At 65.3% G+C, this 19188-nt stretch carries 19 protein-coding genes; 8 read left to right on the top strand and 11 right to left on the bottom strand.

From position 1 onward, the window contains the following. Positions 1 to 69 precede the first annotated feature (69 nt). The 8 genes from VGT77_RS02220 to VGT77_RS02185 form a co-directional block, all read right to left on the bottom strand. Positions 70 to 879: an N-acyl homoserine lactonase family protein gene (locus tag VGT77_RS02220; RefSeq protein ID WP_327459148.1), complete on the bottom strand. Its 810-nt coding sequence runs from the start codon at positions 877 to 879 to the stop codon at positions 70 to 72. Beyond that, a complete protein-coding gene (leuC, locus tag VGT77_RS02215; protein WP_327459147.1) occupies positions 876 to 2315 on the bottom strand; it encodes a 3-isopropylmalate dehydratase large subunit in 1440 nt (479 codons plus the stop codon). Before leuC ends, VGT77_RS02220 begins: the two co-directional genes overlap by 4 nt. Positions 2316 to 2357: 42 nt before the next feature. Then, a complete protein-coding gene (locus tag VGT77_RS02210; RefSeq protein WP_327459145.1) occupies positions 2358 to 3650 on the bottom strand; it encodes a serine hydrolase domain-containing protein in 1293 nt (430 codons plus the stop codon). A gap of 230 nt (positions 3651 to 3880) precedes the next feature. Further along, positions 3881 to 4516, bottom strand: a complete 636-nt coding sequence (locus VGT77_RS02205) for a CoA transferase subunit B (protein WP_327459143.1) — start codon at positions 4514 to 4516, stop codon at positions 3881 to 3883. Position 4517: 1 nt separating this feature from the next. Next, positions 4518 to 4964 carry a nuclear transport factor 2 family protein gene (locus VGT77_RS02200; RefSeq protein ID WP_327459141.1) on the bottom strand — a complete coding sequence of 149 codons (447 nt, stop codon included), beginning with the start codon at positions 4962 to 4964 and terminating at the stop codon, positions 4518 to 4520. Continuing rightward, positions 4961 to 5416, bottom strand: coding sequence for a hypothetical protein (locus VGT77_RS02195; RefSeq protein ID WP_327459139.1), 456 nt, complete (start codon positions 5414 to 5416; stop codon positions 4961 to 4963). Before VGT77_RS02195 ends, VGT77_RS02200 begins: the two co-directional genes overlap by 4 nt. Further along, on the bottom strand, positions 5413 to 6120 hold the full coding sequence (locus tag VGT77_RS02190; RefSeq protein ID WP_327459137.1) for a CoA transferase subunit A: 708 nt from the start codon (positions 6118 to 6120) through the stop codon (positions 5413 to 5415). The genes VGT77_RS02195 and VGT77_RS02190 overlap by 4 nt, the downstream gene beginning before the upstream one ends. A 133-nt stretch (positions 6121 to 6253) precedes the next feature. After that, a complete protein-coding gene (locus tag VGT77_RS02185; protein WP_327459135.1) occupies positions 6254 to 6952 on the bottom strand; it encodes an HAD family hydrolase in 699 nt (232 codons plus the stop codon). Between the two features lie 161 nt (positions 6953 to 7113). Between VGT77_RS02185 and VGT77_RS02180 the strand changes: the two genes are divergently transcribed. Continuing rightward, complete coding sequence (locus VGT77_RS02180) at positions 7114 to 8049, top strand: methyltransferase (protein WP_327459133.1); 936 nt, start codon at positions 7114 to 7116, stop codon at positions 8047 to 8049. Positions 8050 to 8196: 147 nt separating this feature from the next. Here the strand turns inward: VGT77_RS02180 and VGT77_RS02175 are convergent, their stop codons facing one another. Together VGT77_RS02175 and VGT77_RS02170 are read right to left on the bottom strand one after the other, a co-directional pair. Then, entirely contained in the window at positions 8197 to 10884 is a 2688-nt protein-coding gene (locus VGT77_RS02175) for a TonB-dependent receptor domain-containing protein (RefSeq protein ID WP_327459131.1), read from the bottom strand. A gap of 79 nt (positions 10885 to 10963) precedes the next feature. Continuing rightward, on the bottom strand, positions 10964 to 12574 hold the full coding sequence (locus tag VGT77_RS02170; protein WP_327459129.1) for a hypothetical protein: 1611 nt from the start codon (positions 12572 to 12574) through the stop codon (positions 10964 to 10966). Between the two features lie 208 nt (positions 12575 to 12782). Between VGT77_RS02170 and VGT77_RS02165 the strand changes: the two genes are divergently transcribed. Continuing rightward, positions 12783 to 13346 carry a DUF4142 domain-containing protein gene (locus tag VGT77_RS02165; protein WP_327459127.1) on the top strand — a complete coding sequence of 188 codons (564 nt, stop codon included), beginning with the start codon at positions 12783 to 12785 and terminating at the stop codon, positions 13344 to 13346. A gap of 114 nt (positions 13347 to 13460) precedes the next feature. Here the strand turns inward: VGT77_RS02165 and mutM are convergent, their stop codons facing one another. Continuing rightward, entirely contained in the window at positions 13461 to 14273 is an 813-nt protein-coding gene (gene mutM, locus VGT77_RS02160) for a bifunctional DNA-formamidopyrimidine glycosylase/DNA-(apurinic or apyrimidinic site) lyase (protein WP_327459125.1), read from the bottom strand. A gap of 55 nt (positions 14274 to 14328) precedes the next feature. Between mutM and VGT77_RS02155 the strand changes: the two genes are divergently transcribed. Genes VGT77_RS02155 through VGT77_RS02130 form a run of 6 tightly spaced genes read left to right on the top strand, consistent with a single transcriptional unit; the run spans position 14329 to position 19184 of the window. Beyond that, the gene (locus VGT77_RS02155; protein WP_327459123.1) at positions 14329 to 15060 is read left to right on the top strand and encodes a class I SAM-dependent methyltransferase; all 732 of its coding nucleotides are present in this window, start codon (positions 14329 to 14331) and stop codon (positions 15058 to 15060) included. Next, positions 15061 to 16593 (top strand): 2-polyprenylphenol 6-hydroxylase, encoded by a 1533-nt coding sequence (gene ubiB / locus VGT77_RS02150; protein WP_327459121.1) that lies wholly within the window; start codon positions 15061 to 15063, stop codon positions 16591 to 16593. Between the two features lie 4 nt (positions 16594 to 16597). After that, positions 16598 to 17833: a bifunctional phosphopantothenoylcysteine decarboxylase/phosphopantothenate--cysteine ligase CoaBC gene (gene coaBC / locus VGT77_RS02145; protein WP_327459119.1), complete on the top strand. Its 1236-nt coding sequence runs from the start codon at positions 16598 to 16600 to the stop codon at positions 17831 to 17833. Continuing rightward, entirely contained in the window at positions 17830 to 18252 is a 423-nt protein-coding gene (locus VGT77_RS02140; protein ID WP_327459118.1) for a DoxX family protein, read from the top strand. The genes coaBC and VGT77_RS02140 overlap by 4 nt, the downstream gene beginning before the upstream one ends. Continuing rightward, positions 18249 to 18686, top strand: coding sequence for a dUTP diphosphatase (gene dut, locus VGT77_RS02135; protein WP_327459116.1), 438 nt, complete (start codon positions 18249 to 18251; stop codon positions 18684 to 18686). Before VGT77_RS02140 ends, dut begins: the two co-directional genes overlap by 4 nt. A gap of 30 nt (positions 18687 to 18716) precedes the next feature. After that, a complete protein-coding gene (locus VGT77_RS02130) occupies positions 18717 to 19184 on the top strand; it encodes a DUF29 domain-containing protein (RefSeq protein WP_327459114.1) in 468 nt (155 codons plus the stop codon). Positions 19185 to 19188 lie beyond the last annotated feature (4 nt).

The raw sequence follows: 19188 nt of genomic DNA, 5'->3' as shown, positions 1-19188 counted from the left end.
TGCCGCTGAACAAGCTGCCTGCGATCAGCAGCACGATTGCTCTTTTCATGTCCCCGCGTCCCCGTCTTGCTACTTCAGTGCTGCCGGAAAGGCGGGCAGCTGCGCCATGTCGCGCGGATCATGCTGGATGATCACGCGGGCTTTCAGATTCTTGGCAATGTCCTCAAAGCGCTGGTGCGAGGCCAAGGTGTCGGCCCGGTTCCAGTTGAAGCCAGGTACCCCCCTCGCCTCGCGATTCTCGCGGAAGTGGAACTGGTCGCCGCTCAAGAGCACCGGCCCGCTCGCCAACCTCACCAGCAGCACGGTGTGGCCGGGCGTATGGCCGGGCATGGCTAGCATGACGACGCTGCCGTCGCCGAACACATCCTTGTCACCGGCGACCGGCGTTGCCTTGCCGCCGCCGGTGAGCCAATGTGCGAGCTGGGCGGCCGGACGGTCGTCCGGCTTCATCGCCTTGAGTGCCTCCCAATCTCCCCTGCCGATCAGCAGTTCGGCGTGAGGGAAGTCCCGCGCGCCGCCGCTGTGATCGGCATGATGGTGGCTGATGCCGACATGGGTGACTTGCGCGGGCGTCAGGCCCAGCGCCTTCAGCCGGTCGGGAATGCTCTGCTTGAGCGTCCAGCCCATCACCGGCTCGGCCGCGCCGATCATGTCGGGCGTCATGCCGGCGTCCCAGAGCAGCATGCCCTTGGGGTGGCGGATCAGATAGCAGCCGGCGATAAAGTCCTTTTTGACGCCGGTCAGGCCGTAGCTATCGGAAAACATTGCGACGTCCCGCCCAGGCGCCGAGCCGCACTCGAATGCGTGGAGCGACACGCCTTGCGCGACGACAGGCGTCGCAGCGACCAGAAACAAGGCTCCGAAGATCGTCCGCATCATTCCCGCTCCCCCATCAGCGTTCGCACATCCGTCAGCCTTCCCGTCACCGCCGCCGCTGCCGCCATCGCCGGCGAAACCAGGTGCGTGCGCGCGCCGGGTCCCTGGCGTCCGACGAAGTTCCGGTTCGACGTCGACGCGCAGCGCTCACCCGGCGGCACCTTATCCGGGTTCATGCCGAGACAGGCGGAGCAGCCAGGCTCACGCCATTCAAAGCCCGCATCAATGAAAATTTGGTCAAGACCCTCGGCCTCGGCCTGACGCTTCACCAGCCCGGAGCCAGGCACGACCAAGGCCTGCTTCACATTGCCAGCGCGCTTGCGCCCCTTCAGCACGGCGGCGGCAGCGCGCAGATCTTCGATCCGGCTGTTGGTGCAGCTGCCGATGAAGATGTTCTCGACCGCGACATCCTGCAGCCGCTCGCCGGGCGTGAGGCCCATATAGGCGAGCGACTTGGCCGCCGCCTCGCGCTTGGCCGCCTCTGCGAAGCTATCGGGCGAGGGCACGGCGCCGGTGATCGGCGCCACGTCTTCCGGGCTAGTGCCCCAGGTGACGGTCGGCGCCACCTCCGTCGCGTCGATATCGACGACGCGGTCGAACACCGCGCCTTCGTCGCTTGGCAGGCTGCGCCACCAGGCGAGCGCCTGCTCCCAAGCTTCGCCCTTCGGCGCCATTGGGCGGCCCTCAAGATAGGCGAAAGTCTTGTCGTCGGGCGCGATCAAGCCGGCGCGCGCGCCCGCTTCGATCGACATGTTGGAGACGGTCAGCCGCCCCTCGACCGACATGTCGCGAATGGTCGAGCCGGAATATTCGATTACATAGCCGGTGCCGCCTGCCGCCCCGATCCGGCCAATAATGTGGAGGATCAGGTCCTTGGCGCTGACGCCAAAGCCGAGTTTGCCCTCGATGCGGATGTTCATCGACCGGGACTGTTTCAGCAGCAGCGTCTGGGTGGCGAGCACATGCTCCACCTCCGACGTTCCGATGCCGAAGGCCAGCGCCCCGAGCGCGCCATGGGCCGCGGTGTGGCTGTCACCGCAGACGAGAGTGCAGCCCGGCAGCGTGAACCCCTGCTCGGGACCGACGACATGGACGATGCCCTGCTCCGGATCCGTGTCAGCAATGTAGCGGATGCCGAAGGCGGGCGCGTTGCGCTCTAGCGCCGCCAGCTGCTGGGCGCTTTCCGGGTCGGCGATCGGCAGGCGCATGCCGTTCGAGCCGCGGCGCGGCGTCGTCGGCAGATTATGGTCGGGAACGGCGAGGGTCAGGTCCGGCCGCCGCACCTTGCGGCCGTTGAGGCGCAACGCCTCGAAGGCCTGGGGGCTGGTCACTTCGTGGACCAGATGCCGGTCGATATAGATCAGGCACGTGCCGTCATCGCGCCGCTCGACGACGTGAGCGTCCCAGATCTTCTGATAAAGCGTGCGCTGCCCAGTCACGACCCGACCTGTATCAGCCTGGGACAGTCCTGTGAATCCGCCTTATTCGACGATGGTTTCGGTGGTCGGCGCGGCAGTGGCGGTGTCGAGCTTCAGCCAGTCGTTGCGGGGCTGACCGTAGAGCATCTCGAGCACTTCCAGCTGCACGCCGGACGGGCGGCCGGTCTGCGAGTTCCAGAGCACTGCGACGCCCGACTTAGCCTGCGGGTCGAACAGGACCGTCGCGCGATAGCCCATCACCGCGCCCTGGTGCCCAACCAGCCAGCGGCCGGCATAGTTATAGTCGCGCCAACCGAGCGCATATTGCGACGGGCCCATGGCGCGGGCGAAGGCCGTGCCGCGCCGGGGCGTGCCGACACGCGCCTGGTGGATGGTGTCGAGCACCTGCGGCGGCAGCACCTGCGGGGCCAGGCCCATCTGGGCGCGCATCCAGATCGCCAGATCCATGATCGACGAGTTGACGCCGCCGGCTGCCGGCACGCGGTAATAGTTGTCGTTCACCTGGACGGTGTTGCGGCCGACATGCGGGCGCGCCCAGCTGCGCGACGCCATCAGCCCGGCTCGCGTCAGGCTCGCCGTCTGCATGCCCAAAGGCGCGAAGAGGCGGCGGCGGACTTCGTTCTGATAGGACTGGCCGGTCACCTTCTCCACGATTTCGCTGACCGTGTCGAATGCGATATTCTGGTAGGTATGGCAGGTACCCGGCGCGCAGGCGGGCTGCAGCGTCGCTAGCGCCATGCGCAGCGCCTTGGGATCGGCCCCGCTCTCCAGCTTGCCGTCATTAGCGTTACGGGCGATGCCGACGCGGTGCGACAGAATGTCGGCGATGGTCGTCATCGCCTCGCCGCCCTTTGGCAGGCGCAGGGTGGTGTTGAACTTGGCCACTGGCTCGTTCAGCGAAAGCTTGCCTTCGGCTTCGAGCAGGCCCGCCATGGTCGAGGCGACGCCCTTGGACAGCGACGCCCAGCGAAAGACAGTGTTGGGCGTGACCGGCTCAGTGCCGTTCGCCGTCGTCTTGCCATAGCCCTGGACGAAGGTGATTTCGCCATTCTCGATGACCGCGACGGCCATGCCGACCATGTCGGGCTTGGTCGCAGCCAGGCGAAGCCGCGCGTCGAGCCGCTCATAGTCGACCTTGTACGGCGCACGATAGGCGGAGTTGATCAGGCCGGACCGAGCGCCTTGATAAACGCCGGGCTGCGACGCGACGGCCGGCGAGCGGGTCGCGATGAGCCCCGGGACAATCGCCGCGAGCGCGAGCATGCCGGCGACGCCGCCGCCGATCGCTGCCGCTTTGGGTCGTTGCTGGATTCCCATCTTGATGTTCTTCACCACGTCCAGCGACCCCTGTGACCCGATTGCCCCTTATGTAGGGTTAAGGAATCAGAGATTCAGCGTTACGCCAAGGCCTTGGCTGCCGTTTTCACGACGAAACGACAGAAACGAGGGGCTGAAGCGCGGGAACCCTGCTGCCCGATCACCAAGATCGCTCGTCCCGAGCGTAGTCGAGGGGCGTGTCTCCTGTCCTATGTCAGCGCCTCTCGACTTCGCTCGGGACGAGCGGCCTAGGAGACGAAGTGCGCCGTCGTCTTCGCCTTGACCTCGTCGGCGGTGACGCCCGGAGCCAATTCGATCAGCTTGAACGGACTCTGATGATCGGGGCGCTGGAAGACCGCCAGATCGGTCACGATCATATCAACGACGTTCTTGCCCGTCAGCGGAAGCGTGCAAGACGGGATGAACTTGGGGCTGCCGTCCTTGGCGTTATGCTCCATCACCACGATGATCTTCTTGACGCCGGCGACCAGATCCATTGCACCGCCCATGCCCTTGATCATCTTGCCCGGGATCATCCAGTTGGCAATGTCGCCATCTTGGCTGACTTCCATCGCGCCGAGCACGGTCAGGTCGATATGGCCGCCTCGGATCATGGCGAAGCTCTGCTCCGAGCCGAAATAGCTGGACGAGGGCAGTTCCGAGATGGTCTGCTTGCCGGCGTTGATCAGGTCCGGATCGACCTCGTCCTCATACGGAAACGGCCCAATGCCGAGCATGCCGTTCTCGGACTGTAGCGTGACCTCGACGCCCGCCGGGACGTGGTTGGCGACCAGGGTCGGAATGCCGATGCCGAGATTCACATAGAAGCCGTCCTGCAGCTCCCGCGCCGCCCGCGCGGCCATCTGGTTGCGGTCCCAAGGCATTTTAGCTGTCCTTTGCCGCGCAGGCGGCCTTGCTGGTGTGACTGAATTTGGGCTTCCACCGGCCGCCCTCGCGCACGAAGATATTGGCCGAGGTGTAGCGCATCCGGCAGGCAGAGCCGTCGGCGGCTTTACCGTCAAAGGATCCGACGCCGTACACATTCGCGATGTTCTCGCTGTAAAAGGCGATGTCCTTGATGTCGTAGCGGAAGCCGTTGCTACCGCCCGCCCATTTGTTCGCGCGCACCCAGGCGACAACCTCAGCCTTGGTCTCAGACGAACCATCGTCGCTCAGCGCGACGAAGCCGTCGGCGAGAAACGCGGCGAGCCCGTCCGGATCGTTCGCTCGGTAATATCCGGGCCATGCGTTCAGCTTGGCCTCACGCAAGGCCGCGATATCGGCCGCGCGATCCTCAATGGCAGCCGCTAGTAGGAGGAGAGAGAGGATCAAGCGGCCTCCGCCCGAAGAGCAACCCGCTTGAGGTGAGGCCAGGCCTGCCACGTCCCAATCGCGTAAGCGACGCCGTACGCCAGCACGATCAAAGACGACCAGATATTAAACGGCGTCCGCGCCTGCGCTTCGGCCAGGACGGGGAGGATGAACAGGCCGCGCACCAGATAGATCGCGCTGATCGTGATCAGGGCGGTCCGCATCAGTGGAAGGCGGCCAATCACGCCCGCGCCGGCGAAGGCATAGGCAGCCCAGATCGCGAGCACGGTCGCAATCCCCGCGGTGATCACGGCGGGATACCATTCACCCCGTGCGTCGGCCTGCGCCAACGCCTCGCCCGCGCCGAAGAAACGGTACCAGTCCGGCCCGCCGAAGATGCAGGCGACGTGCAGAAGGGACGCGATGACGCTCAGCCAGCCGCCGACCATCAACCACGGATTGGGCTGCCTCACGCCGGCTCCCGCTCCCGCGTCATGCGGAACTCGATCTTCTTGTCGTAGGGTGCGCCGAGGATCATGCGTTTCACGAAGATGCTGGGGACGTGGATCGCATCCGGGTTCAGTGTGCCGACGGGGACGATCTCTTCGACTTCGGCAACGCAGATCTTGGCTGCCGTCGCCATCGGCTGATTGAAGTTGCGGGCGGTCTTGCGGAAGACGAGGTTGCCCGCTTCGTCCGCCTTCCAGCCCTTGATGATCGACAGGTCGGCGCGGATGCCGCGTTCGAGGATGTAGGTTTCGCCGTCGAACTCCTTATGCTCCTTGCCCTCCGCGACGAGCGTGCCGACGCCGGTCTTGGTGTAGAAGCCGGGAATGCCGGCGCCGCCCGCGCGGCAGCGTTCGGCGAGCGTGCCCTGGGGGCAGAATTCGACCTCCAGTTCGCCGGACAGATATTGCCGTTCGAACTCCTTGTTCTCGCCGACATAGGAGGAGATCATCTTCCTGATCTGGCGGGTACGGAGCAGCTTGCCGAGGCCTTCATTGTCGATGCCCGCATTGTTGGAGACGACGGTCAGATCCTTGACACCGCTCGCCTGGATCGCGTCGATCAGCCGCTCCGGAATGCCGCACAGGCCGAAGCCGCCCGAACAGATGGTCATACCGTCGAACAACAGCCCTTCCAGGGCCGCCGCGGCGTCGGGATAGATCTTCTTCATCTCGCCTCCTCGCGGCGCGGCCTTAAGCGGGCCAGGCCGGACGGGTCAATCTGCACAAAGGCAACAAAGGTAACGGGACGTTTGCCGTGCAGGATGTGCATTTTGTGCGGTTCGACCGGTTGGTGAGAGGAGCCTAGCCCACCGGCTCGCGTGTAGGACAGGCTTTTGTGCCCTCGCCGGCAAGCCATTCATCGATCCTGTGCGGCAGGGACCAGGGCCCGTCGAATAGCGCGCGGGCGCCGGCAGAGCGCAGCAGGTCCGGCGCGAAGCCGCCGCACCGGACGCCGATCGCGGCTATGCCGACTTTGCCGGCGGCTTCCATGTCATAGGGCGTGTCTCCGACGACGATCGCCTCGTCGGCGGCGACGGGGAACTTCTCAAGCGCGGCGCGGAAGATGTCGGGGCACGGTTTGCTATGCTCGACATCGTCGGCGGAGGTGGCGCCGTCGATCAAGTCCGCAATGCCGAGCAATTGCTTATGGTGCGCGAGCTCCTCTTCCGCCGCGGAACTGGCGAGGGCGATGAGCGCGCCATTCTGCTTCAGCGTCCGGAACAGCTCCCGCACACCGGGAAACGGCTTAACGCGAGGCAGGTAATCGCGCTTGAACAGCGCCTTGCGTTCGCTCTCGATCTCCTCCCCGCGGCTTTCGAGCAGGTCGGCGGGGAGCAGCGCCGGCATCAGATTGTCGCCGCCCTTGCCGATCTGGCCGCGGATCACATGATGCGGGAGGTCGATGCCATAGCGGCGGAAGGTCTCGCCCCAGGCCTCGGCATGGAGATCGTTGCTGTCGATCAGGGTTCCGTCGATGTCGAAAATGGCCGCCTTGAGCATTGTGGCTGAACCGTCTGGCAGAAACGAAGTTGCACATTCCCCCGTTCGTATCGAGCGAAGTCGAGATACGCGTGCAACGTCGCGCACGCTTCTCGGCTTCGCTAGAAGCGAACGGAGGAACGATTGGAACGCGGCCGGCCGCAGCTCGTTGCGCTTACGATATGAGCGAATCAGCGAATACTGCCCTTCTGAGCCTGCTGAAGCTGTTGAAAGTGCGTGCCTATCAGTTCGTCACGCCGACGCCGGCCAGCCATGCCCGTGTGCTCGATCGTCCTGACATGAAGGAAGCCCGAGACTTGCGCGGGCTGCTGGGCTGGAGTTTGCCTGCCCGGTCAGGGCTGGATGCCTCGGTCGAGGACCTGTTGCGGCAGGCGGGCATGCTGGAAGAAGCTGACGGGCAGGTGAAGAGCCGGCTGCGGGTGTCGAGCCTGGCGAACCAGCTCTGGCTTCACTCCGCCTATCCGACCGAGGCCGAGGACTCGGTGTTCTTCGGGCCGGACACCTACCGTTTCGCCAACCTGATCGCGGCCGAGCTGGCGCGCCAGCCACTCGCGCCCGGCGCGCACATCGTGGACATGGGCGCAGGCGCCGGTGTCGGTGGCATCGTCGCCGGGCTATGCAGCGAAGGAGCGCGGGTGACGCTGACCGATCTTAATCCCAAGGCGTTGCGGCTCGCGCGCATCAACGCCGCGGCGGCGGGGATCGATGTGGAGACGGTCGAGTCCGACACGCTGGACGAAGTCGAGGATCCGATCGACCTCGCCGTCATCAATCCGCCTTACATCATCGACGATGGCGAGCGCGCCTATCGCGACGGCGGCGGCATGCATGGCGGAGAGATCCCGCTCAAGATGACGCGGATGGCGGCGGAGCGGCTCGCACCTGGCGGGCGGCTGATCCTCTACAGCGGCGCGGCGATCGTCGGCGGCCGCAACGCGCTGTGCGAGGCGGTGGCCGCGTTGGCGGAGGAGCTTGGGCTCGAGCATGCCTGCCGCGAGCTCGATCCCGACGTGTTCGGGGAGGAGCTGGAGAAGCCCGCTTATGCTGATGTCGAACGGATCGCGCTGGTGGCGGTGACGATGGAGCGTTCCGCCTGACGTGGTCACCGTTCGTGAACCCCATGACCCGTTCGGGCTGAGCTTGTCGAAGCCCTGCTCTTCTTGACATGAAAAGAAGAACAGGCCTTCGACAGGCTCAGGCCGAGCGGTGTTTCTAGGTTCAATCTGATGCGCTTGAGCGCCGACTCAGAACGTCATGCTCCAGCCGAGGCTGAGGATACGGCCCTGATCGTAGCGGTTGTAGAAGACGATGTTGTCGCCGTTCTGCTGGAACTCGCGATATTTCGTTCCGGTCAGGTTCCGCGCTTCAAGCTTCAGCTCGGACTCGATGCCCGCCAACGTAATGCCCTGGCGCGCGACGAAGTCGAGGCGGAAGCCCGGCCGCTCGACAATGTCGGGCTGACCGTTGGCACCGCGGTTGGTGACGCGGTCGCTGGCATAGCTGATCAGGAAGGTCTGCTGTGACAGCGCATCGCGGTCTTCCAGGCCGATCTCGAAGTTGACGATATGGTCTGATTGTCCCGTCAGCGGGGCGCCGTCGCGGAAGTAATCGGTCGCGCGATTGGCGGACTGGTTGAACACGCGCGCCGGGTCGTTCGGGCCCACGCGCAGCTCCGACTTGGTGTAGGTATAGTTGCCGATCAGCACGATGCGGCGGCGCTGGAAGAAGGGGCTGGAGCTGTTGTCCAGGTTGAAGTGCTTGGTCAGCTCGAACTCGCCGCCATAGAGGATGGCGCTCGGCGCGTTGGCGAAGCTGGAGACGACACTGTCCTGGTCGATGCTGGCGAAAGTTTCAATCGGCTTGGTGATCTTCTTGAAGAAGCCGGACAGCGACAGCCGCTGCTCCCGCGCGAAATACCATTCGTACCGGCCCTCGAAGTTCAGCAGCGTGCTATCTTCGAGCAGCGGATTGCCGCGGAACTGGCGGTTGCTCTCGGGATCGTAATAGGGCTGGAAGATCAGCTCGCGGAACTGCGGCCGCGCGATCGTCTTCGACGCGTTCAGGCGGACCTGCATGTCGTCGTTGATCTGATAGGTGAGTGTCGCCGCCGGCAGGAAATAATCGTTGTCCAGGTTCGTCGATGCGAGCGACGCGACCGGCGTGTTGTAGACCTGCACCGGCGCGACCGTCTGCTTGGCGGTCTCGTAGCGGACGCCGGCATTCACGCTGACTTCCGGCGTGACCTGCACCGTTGCCTGCACATAGCCCGCATGGTTGCGAAGCGTCGCGTCGAAGACCGGATTGCTCTCGTCCTCGATCAGGCCGATGTTGAAGCCGTTGATGATGTTGCGCGAGACCAGCAGGTCCGGACGCAGCGCGCCAACGGCACCGGGCAGACCGCCGGGCGCGACGATTAGGAAGTCGCGGCGTTCGGTCCGGCGCTGGGTATCCGAAAAGGCATAGCCGGCGGTGACGCGGATCTCGTCGGTGAAGCGGTAGGTGACGTCGATTCCCGCCGACCAGAGATCCTCGTTCAGGTCGGAGAAGGTGATGTTGGCGCCGCCAGGATTGCCGTTGTTCAGGTTGTTGATGAAGATGTCGGCCAGCGGATCGCCCGCGCGATTGCTACGCGCATAGGTGAAGCTCAGCTCGTTCGGCGCCTCGCGCTGCGAGTTGGCGAAGCCGCCGCGAAGGTCGACGCTGAGGCCATCCATCGGCTTCAACTCGCCGACCAGCTGAGTCGAGACGAGCTGGCGTTCGAACCAGGCGGTGTCCTGCTGCTGAAACTCGGTCTCGCCGAAAGATTGCGGGCGGAAGCCGCGGGAGAGCCGCGCCTGCTTCAGCGTGTCGCGAATATAGACGTTGGTCCAGCGGACCTTGTTCTCGCCCCATTCAAGGCCGTAGCCGACCAGCGCGTTCGCCACGAGGCGGTTGTCGGTCGCGACCTGGCGGAAGTCGGAACCGAGCGTCGACAGATCCTGCGAGGCCGGCGTCTGCTGCAGCGTGTCGCGGGTGCGCCATTTGTTGGAATAGGCGAAGTTGGCGATGACGCCCAACGTCAGGTCGTCACCCAGTTCCCAGACATTGCCGCCGCTGATCGAGGCCGACCAATTGACCGGGATTTCGTTGTTGCGGAAGACGACAGCATTGTCGCTGTTGACCAGCTGTGCCGCAATCTCCTGGGTGTTCACATTGCCCTGAGAGATGCGGTTGCCGCTGCGGATATAGGCCTGGAGGGCGGGCGGACGGTCGCGATTGCCGTTGTCGAACCCGGTCCAGTCGCTGTCGCTGCCGAAATAGGTGTAGCCGAGCTGGCCGGTCGTATAGGTGTCGTAGCCGATGCCCGCGCCGATCGTGAAGAAGGGTTCGGTCGGGATCGACTTGGTGGTGAGGTTGATCACGCCGCCGCCGAACTCGCCGGGGAAGTTGGCCGAATAGGTCTTCTGGACCAGCGACGAGGCGATGATCGAGGTAGGAAAGATGTCCAGCGGCACGACACGCTTGAGCGGCTCGGGGCTCGGCAGCGGCGATCCGTTCAGCAGCGCGAGCGAATAGCGGTCACCGAGACCCCGGACGTAGACGAATCCGTTTCCCACCACACTCAGGCCGGTGGTGCGGCCGAGCGCGCCGGCAATGTCGCCTTCGCCGGTGCGGGCAATGTCGGCGGTGCTGAGCACGGTCAGCACCTGCGAGGTATTGCGCGAGGGATCGGTATAGGCGCGGCCGCGGACGACGATGTCTTCCTCGCCGCCGGGAACGGAGACTTCGGGCGCTTCCTGTTCCGCCTCCGAAGCAGCGGCGTCGGGCGCCGTCTGCGGCACGGTCTCCGCCGCCCCGCCCGGCGCCTGTGCGTCCGACTGCGCAAAGGCAGCGGGCGACACCAGGGCCGTCGAGATCAGCAACAGGCTCGCTAGGGCCAGTGGCTTAGCCATGTTCCGATTACCTCTTAGTGCAGAGGCGGGGCGCCGCCCGATCGGCCGCGCCCCGCCTCGATATGCGTTCGCTTCGGCCTCAGGTCGTCGGGATGCTGGTGCAGGCGCCGTTGGTGTTGGCTGCGCCGAAATCCGCAGTGCTGCTGTTGCAGACCCAGCCCTGGTACCAGCGATCGTTCGCATCGCGGAACGCGCCGATATAGGTCACATTGTCGAAAAAGACCGTGTTCGGCGTCTCCGGATCGGCATTGAAGGTGGTGGCGTTGAACGCCGGCACCGCCGTTTCGGTCGCGCCGTTGACGAATAGCCCGGTCAGGGTCGGCGTGTAGGTCGCGCTGTTGTTGTTCGAGCCCGAGCCGAAGATCGCCGCCACCTGATCGTTGGTGACGTTGTTGGCGCCGGTGAACGGCGTGGCATTGCACTGGAACAGCACGGAGCGGAACACCGGCGGCCCGAGCTCGTCCTGCGCCGGATCCGCGCCCTGGACGGTGTTCGCGCGGCTGATGCGCAGGCAGGTGCTGTTCGGCGCGACCAGGATCGAGTTGAAGATCCGATAGTCGGTGCCGCCGCGCAGCAGGATCGCCGCATTGTTCGAGGTCGAGATGCGGTGGATCGCCGTCATGTTCGACACATAAGTGTTCTGGCGCGGCGTCTGCGCATCATTGGCATTGTCCGAGTCGGCTTCGATGATCGAGTCGCCGACGGCGCTGCGCTGCACGGCGAGGACGTATTGGAAATTCGCCTTCACGCCGGTGTCGGTGTCGAGATTGTCGTCCTCGGCGCCGATCGACACGAAATATTTCATGTTGACCCGGCCGCCGAAGAACTCGGCGCCATCATCCGAGCTGTTGAACGACATGATGCGGCTGAGCTGCGTGGCGCGGCCGATCGCCTGGGTGGTCAGCGACTGCAGCTCCGAGTTGCCCGAAAGCACGAAGCCGGAGAAGCGGATCTGCACGAAGCTCATCGTGCCGCTATTGTCGGTGTTGGTCGCGCCGCCATAGAGCGCCGGATCCTGCGCACCTTCGGTCTGGCGCTCGCAGGCGACCGTGCCCGGGGTTGCGCCCGGCGCGATACAGTCGGTGGTCTGCGCACGGCCGGAGAGCACCACCCCGCCCCACTGACCGGACGAATTCTCGGTGTTCAGGCCGGCGACGTTGTCGCGGCTGGTGAAGACGATCGGCTGGGTGGCGGTGCCGACGGCCGAGATGCGGTGGCCGCGGTTGACGTTCAGCCATGACACACCGGTGCCGCCGAACACGATCACGCCGGGATCGATGGTCAGCGTCACGCGGGTCTCGTTCGCGCCCGGCGCCGGCCCGAGATCGGTGCCGACATCGGTGCGGCCGCCAAGGCGGTAAACGAGACCGGCGATCTTCGGCAGCGTGATCGAGGTGTTGATGCGCGCCGGCAGCGTGCAGACCCGGAAAGTGCCGACACTGTTGTTCGTGATCGTACCGGAGTCGGTCAGGCCCTGCGGATCGGCGATGGTCGGGCAGGCGCTGGCCGGGGTGATGAGCGGCGGCGGTGTCGGCGTCGGCGTGGGGGTCGGCGTCGGAGTCGGCGACGGCGCCGGGTTGTTGATGATGATGTTGCCGCCGGTGCCGGGCGACGAAATCTCATCGGCTCCGCACGCCGCGAGCGGAATGGCGGCGCCGAGCATCAAAAGCAGGCGAGTGCGCGACATCATGATCCCCTTTGAAATCAGTCGAAAGGCAGCGTCGGCGCCGCCTGTCGTCGAACACGCCGCTAGGCCCGCAAAGCGTCGGTTTCGCGACGGGACCGTTACGCATCGGAGACGTATGCATGACGGTTTCGTGACTCGGTTGCGGGTCGCGCAAGTGGCCGCTAGCGGCGCGCCCGGAAAAACCGATCCGAGGCCATCGATGACGAAGCACATGCTTTTTGTTGCAACCACGCTGCTGCTCATTCCTGCTTGCAGCGAGCAGGTCAGCGCCCCTGAAGACAAGATCGAGGTCACCGGCCAGTCGGCCCAGCCACCCGCCGGGCCGGCGCCGCAGGAAGTGCAGGGCCAGCCCTTCGCGTCTTCGGTGCTGGGCAGCCTCGATTTCTCGCTTGCCAGCGCCAAGCTGGCGTCGGAGCGGGGCGAAGGCGCCAATACCCGCGCGCTCGCTCAGAAGATGGTGGCGGAGCTGGGCGCCGCGCGGCAGGAGCTGGCGAGCATCGCGGAGGCCGGTGGGCTGAAGGTTGAGGCCACGCCCGGACCGACCGACCAGAGCGACCTCGCCATCCTTTCCTCGACTCACGGGGCACCGCTCGAAAAGGCAGTCGCCGAGCAGCAGATGGAGTCGTTGACCCTGCTCATCGGCACCGTTCGCGCCTATAAGAATGGCGGCGACAATCCGGCGCTGAAGGCGTGGGCGGAGAAGCATCAGGGCCCGATCAACGACCGGCTGCTCGACGTGCAGACGCTGCAAGCGGAACTGGAGGGGAATCGCTGAACACCAAAAGCCGTTCGGCCTGAGCGTGTCGAAGGCCTTCCTTCTTCTTTGGCGGTGAGGTCAAGAAAGGGAGGGCTTCGACAAGCTCAGCCCGAACGGTGTTTAGGTAATCTACTATCTTTGGCAGCTCGCGCAGAAGAAGGTTGACCGGCCGCTGTCTACGCGGCGCCTGACCGTCGCGCCGCAGCCGCACACTTCGCCTTCGCGGCCGTACACTCGCCACTGCTTCGCGAAATAGCCCAATTCGCCGTCGGGGCGGGCATAGTCGCGGAGCGTCGAGCCGCCCGCTTCGATTGCCGCTTCGAGCACGGCCCTGACAGCTGTAACGAGCAGCTCAAGTCGCTTGAGCGATATACGGCCGCCGGCGCGGGTCGGCGCGATGCCGGCCATGTGCAGCGCCTCGCAGACATAGATGTTGCCGAGACCGGCGACGATGCGCTGATCGAGCAATAGCGCCTTGATCGGCGCGCTGCGGCCTTTGAGGGCAGCCGCGAGATAGCGGCCGGTCAACTCGGGGCCAAGCGGCTCCGGGCCCAATGCCTTGAACGCCGGATAATCCGCCAGCGCAGCGCTGGCGGCCAGATCGACCGAGCCGAAGCGGCGCGGATCGTTCAGGGACAGGCGGCGCCCCTCCCCCGTCTGCAGCACCAGATGGTCGTGAGTGCCGATCGCTTCCGGATCGAGCCGCCAGCGGCCGGACATGCCGAGGTGGAAGATCATCGTGTCGCCGCGATCGGTGTCGATGAGGCCATATTTGGCGCGGCGGCCAAGCCCCGTCACCCGCGCACCGGTCAGCCGCTGACGCAGGTCGGGCGGAAAGGCAAAGCGCAGATCGGCGCGGCGCGGCTCCACCCAGGTGAGCACTTGCCCTTCCAACACGGGGCGCAGGCCGCGGACGGTCGTCTCGACTTCGGGAAGCTCAGGCACCCAATCGCGCTAAGCGGCGTTTGCTTGCCCCACAAGCTCCCGCTAACGGACGCCCATGCCTGAAACAGTGTCGTTCGGTTACCAAGAAGTCGATCCGCAGGAGAAGACGCGGCGCGTCGGCGCCGTCTTCTCGAACGTGGCGCGGCGCTACGACATCATGAACGATGCGATGTCGGGGGGCATGCACCGGCTGTGGAAAGACCGGTTCGTGCGGCGCGTGAAGCCGCGAGCGGGCGAGGACATTCTCGACATGGCGGGCGGCACCGGCGACATCGCCTTCCGGCTCGCCGCCGCCGGCGCGAACGTCACCGTCGCCGACATCAACCCCCAGATGCTCGAAGTCGGCATGGGCCGGGCCCAGGCACGCGGGCTCGACGGGCTGGTGTGGAGCGAGGCCAATGCCGAAAAGCTGCAATGGCCGGACCGCTTCTTCGACGCCTATACGATCGCGTTCGGCATCAGGAACGTGACCGACATTCCCGCCGCGCTCAGCGAAGCCCATCGGGTGCTGAGACGCGGCGGCCGCTTCTTCTGCCTCGAATTCTCGACCACGCTTTGGCCGGGTTTTGCCGAACTTTACGACTTCTACTCGCACCGGGTGGTGCCGAAGATCGGCAAGATCGTCGCCGATGACGAAGATAGCTATCGCTATCTGATCGAGTCCATCCGCCGCTTTCCGGATATGCCCACGGTCGAGCGGATGATCGGCGAAGCCGGATTCGTCCGCACCAAGGTCGAGCCGATGCTGGGCGGGCTGGTCGCCATTCATTCGGGCTGGAAAATCTAGTTGGCCTCCACGGCGACTCACCTGTTCCGGCTGCTGAAATGGGCGCGGACGCTGGCGCGGCATGGCGCGCTGCGCGGCATCGAGCGGGACGCGATGACGCCGCCGGTGGTGCGGCGGCTGGTGCGGATCGCCCGGTTCGGCGCGCGGGTGCCGGAATCGCCAGCCTATGCAACGGCGTTCCAGTCGCTGGGTCCCGCAGCGATCAAATTCGGCCAGGCGCTGGCGACGCGGCCGGACCTGGTTGGCCCGGAAGCAGCGGCGGACCTCAGCCGGCTGCAGGACGATCTGCCGCCGGCGCGTTTCGAGGAGGTGCGCAAGGCGATCGAGCAGGCGCTCGGTAAGCCGGTCGAAGCGCTGTTCCAGTCGATCGATCCGGAGCCGGTCGGCGCGGCTTCGATCGCCCAAGTGCATCGCGCGATGACCAGCGACGGGCGCCAGGTCGCGGTGAAGGTGCTGCGGCCAGGTGTCGAGGAGGAGTTCGCCAAGGCGCTCGAAACCTATGAATGGGCCGCGGCGCAGGCGGAAGCGTTTGGCGGCGAGTTCCAGCGGCTGCGGCCCCGCCTGGTCATCGCCAACTTCCGCCAGTGGACGATGCGCGAGCTCGATCTGAGGCGCGAGGCCGCGTCCGCATCCGAACTGGCCGAGGGCATGGCGGCGGAGCCCGGCTATATCGTGCCGTCGATCGACTGGGCGCGCACTGCTCGGCGGGTGATGACGCTCGAATGGGTCGACGGCATCAAGATCGCCCGGCGCGACGAGCTGATCGCCGCCGGCCATGACGTGAAGGAGATCGCCGCGCGGCTGGTGCGTGCTTTCCTGCGCCAGGCGATCTCGGAAGGCTTCTTCCACGCCGACATGCACCAGGGAAATCTGTTCGTGCGCGACGACGGCACCATCGTGGCGATCGATTTCGGCATCATGGGCCGGATCGACCGGCGCGCCCGCATGTGGCTGGCCGAGATCCTCTACGGCCTGATCACCGGCACCTATGAGCGGGTCGCCGAGATCCATTTCGAGGCGGGCTATGTGCCGCCGCACCACAATATCGCCGAGTTCACGACGGCACTTCGCGCCGTCGGCGAGCCGATGCGCGGGCTGCCGGCCAAGGACATCTCGATCGGCAACATGCTCGACGGGCTGTTCGCCATCACCCGCGATTTCGACATGCAGACCCAGCCGCATTTGCTGCTTCTGCAGAAGACTATGGTGATGGTCGAAGGCGTCGCCCAGGCGCTCGATCCGGAAATCAACATGTGGGAGACGGCGGCGCCATTCGTCCGCGAATGGGTGCGGTCCGAGATCGGTCCCGAAGCCAAGGCGGCGGACGCGATCGTGGAGTTCGGGCGCACGGTGGCGCTGATCCCGGACCTGATCCGTCGTCTCGACCATCAACTGCCCAAGCCCGGCGCCGCCCCGCCCCCGCCGCCCCTTGTCGACATTCAGGTGGTCGGAATCAGGAGCGGCTGGCGCTACGGCACAGTGGCCCTGATCGCGGCGGCGCTTGGGTCCGGCCTCACTCTGCTGCTAACGTAAGCGGATGGCGGGGGCACGCATTCTTCTGATCGTCGGCGGCGGCATCGCGGCCTACAAGGCGTGCGAGCTGATCCGCTTGATCCGCAAGGCAGGGATGAGCGTGCGCTGCGTACTGACCGACGGCGGCGCGCACTTCGTGACGCCGATGACGCTTGCGGCGCTGTCCGAACAGCCGGTGCATACCAGCCTTTGGGACCTGAAGGACGAGGCGGAGATGGGGCACATCCAGCTCAGCCGCGAAGCTGACCTGGTGGTGGTGGCGCCCGCAACAGCCGACCTGATGGCGCGGATGGCGGCGGGCATGGCCGACGATCTCGCGACCACGCTGCTGCTGGCGACTGACAAACCGGTGCTCGCCGCTCCCGCAATGAACGTGCGCATGTGGCAGCATGCGGCGACACGGCGGAATGTCGAACGGCTGCGTGCCGATGGCGTGACAGTGCTGGAGCCGGACGAAGGCCCGATGGCCTGCGGGGAATATGGGCCGGGTCGGCTGCCGGAGCCGGAGGCGATTCTCAACGCGATGGAGCAAGCACTCAAGTCTCCGTCCGCTTCGAGTGTAGTCGAGAAGCGTATCTCGACTTCGCTCGATACGAGCGGGTTGAGGGGCAAGCACATCCTCGTCACCGCCGGCCCCACGCACGAACCGATCGATCCGGTGCGCTACATCGCCAATCGCTCATCGGGGAAACAGGGGTTCGCAATCGCGGAGGCGCTGGCGCGGCAGGGGGCGCAGGTGACTTTGGTCAGCGGGCCGGTGGCCCTGCCGACGCCGCCGGGCGTGAAGCGCGTAGACGTGGAGACGGCACGGGAGATGGCGGCGGCAGTCGATGCGGCGCTGCCTGCCGAAGCGGCGGTGCTCGTTGCCGCGGTCGCCGACTGGCGGGTCGAAGCGGTCGGTTCGAAGATCAAGAAGAGCGGCGCGCCGCCCCGAATCGAGCTGACCGAAAATCCGGACATTCTCGCAAGCCTCGCTCGCGACCCGCGACGGCCTAGGCTGGTGATCGGCTTCGCGGCGGAGACCGAGAAGGTCGTCGAACACGCCCAGGCCAAGCTGGCGCGGAAAGGCGCGGACTGGATCGTCGCCAATGACGTGTCGGGCGATGTGATGGGCGGGCAAGAGAACAGCGTTCACCTGATCACGCCGCAGTCCGTCGAAAGCTGGCCGCGTTCGTCGAAAACCGAAGTCGCGGAGCGGCTCGCCAAGTGCATCGTCGATGGCCTGAAAGGGGAAGCATGATGACGCGAGGCGATGTGCTGCTGCTGAGGCCACTCGCGGCCTATGGAGATGTTGGGCTGCTCTTGCTCCGGCTCGTGACCGGGGCCTTCTTGATCTACCAGAGCCACGACAATATCTTCAGCGCCGCGCGAATGGACGAGTTCGTCAAGTTTCTGACGCAGTTCGGCTTTCCCTACCCCGAGTTCATGGCGCCACTGTGCGTCTGGGCGCAGTTCCTGTGCGGGATCGCCTTCATTCTCGGCCTGCTGACGCGCTGGGCCGGGCTGATCACCGTCTTCACCTTCGTGGTCGCCGTCTACATGGTTCACTGGCCGCAGGACTTTGCCGGCTGGTGGCCAGCGCTGATCCTTGTGTTCTTAGGGATCCTCTTCGCAACCGAAGGGCCAGGCCGCTATTCCATCGATGCAAGGATGAGATGATCGAGATTCAGCTGAAGCGCCTGCCCCATGGCGACGGCCTGCCGCTGCCCGCCTATGCGACCGAACATGCGGCGGGCATGGATGTGGTCGCGGCCGAGGATCTGACCCTGGTGCCGGGCGCGCGGCATGCGGTGGCGACCGGCTTCGCCATTGCCATCCCCGCTGGGTTTGAAGTGCAGGTCCGACCCCGTTCCGGGCTGGCACTGAAGCACGGCATCACTTGCCTCAACACTCCAGGCACGATCGACGCCGATTATCGCGGCGAAGTGAAGGTGATCCTTGCAAATCTGGGAACTGATTCCTTCCCCATCCGCCGCGGCGACCGCATTGCGCAGCTTGTTCCCGCGGCGGTGACGCAGGCGCGGTTCGCGGAAGTGACGGACCTGGACGAGACCGTACGAGGTATGGGCGGTTTCGGGTCCACAGGCGTTTAGCTCAGCACATTTTGTGCTAGGATCATCTTCGTGAACAAGCCCAGCCGCCCTTCACCGCCATTTGCAGCTGCTTCGCCGCCCTATGAGCTTGATGGCTATGGCTGGGCGATGGCTCAGGCACAGTTGCTCCGGGAGCGTCGGTTCGATCAGGCCGACATTGAGAACATTGTCGAGGAAATCGAAAGCGTGGGGCGGAGCGAGCAACGGGCAGCAACCAACAACCTTAAAGTTGCTCTCGTCCATCACCTCAAATGGGAATATCAGCCGGACCGTCGCGGCGCATCTTGGGCCCGCTCTATCCGCGAGCACCTTCGGCGCTTCGACCGGCTGATTGCTAAGAATCTCAGCCTCAAGCCTCGGATACCAGACATTCTGGAAGAGGCATATCTCGAAGCACGGTACGAGGCCGGGGAGGAAACGGAACTGGAAGAGGATATCTTCCCACTCACGCCTCCAAGCTGGGCCGAAATCCGCAAAGAGCGGTCTGCGGCTAACTGAAAGC

Source organism: Sphingomonas sp., assembly GCF_035944535.1.
Lineage (GTDB): Bacteria > Pseudomonadota > Alphaproteobacteria > Sphingomonadales > Sphingomonadaceae > Sphingomonas_B.
Note: the sequence above shows the minus strand (reverse complement) of the source record. Positions and strands in the feature narration are given on the sequence as shown.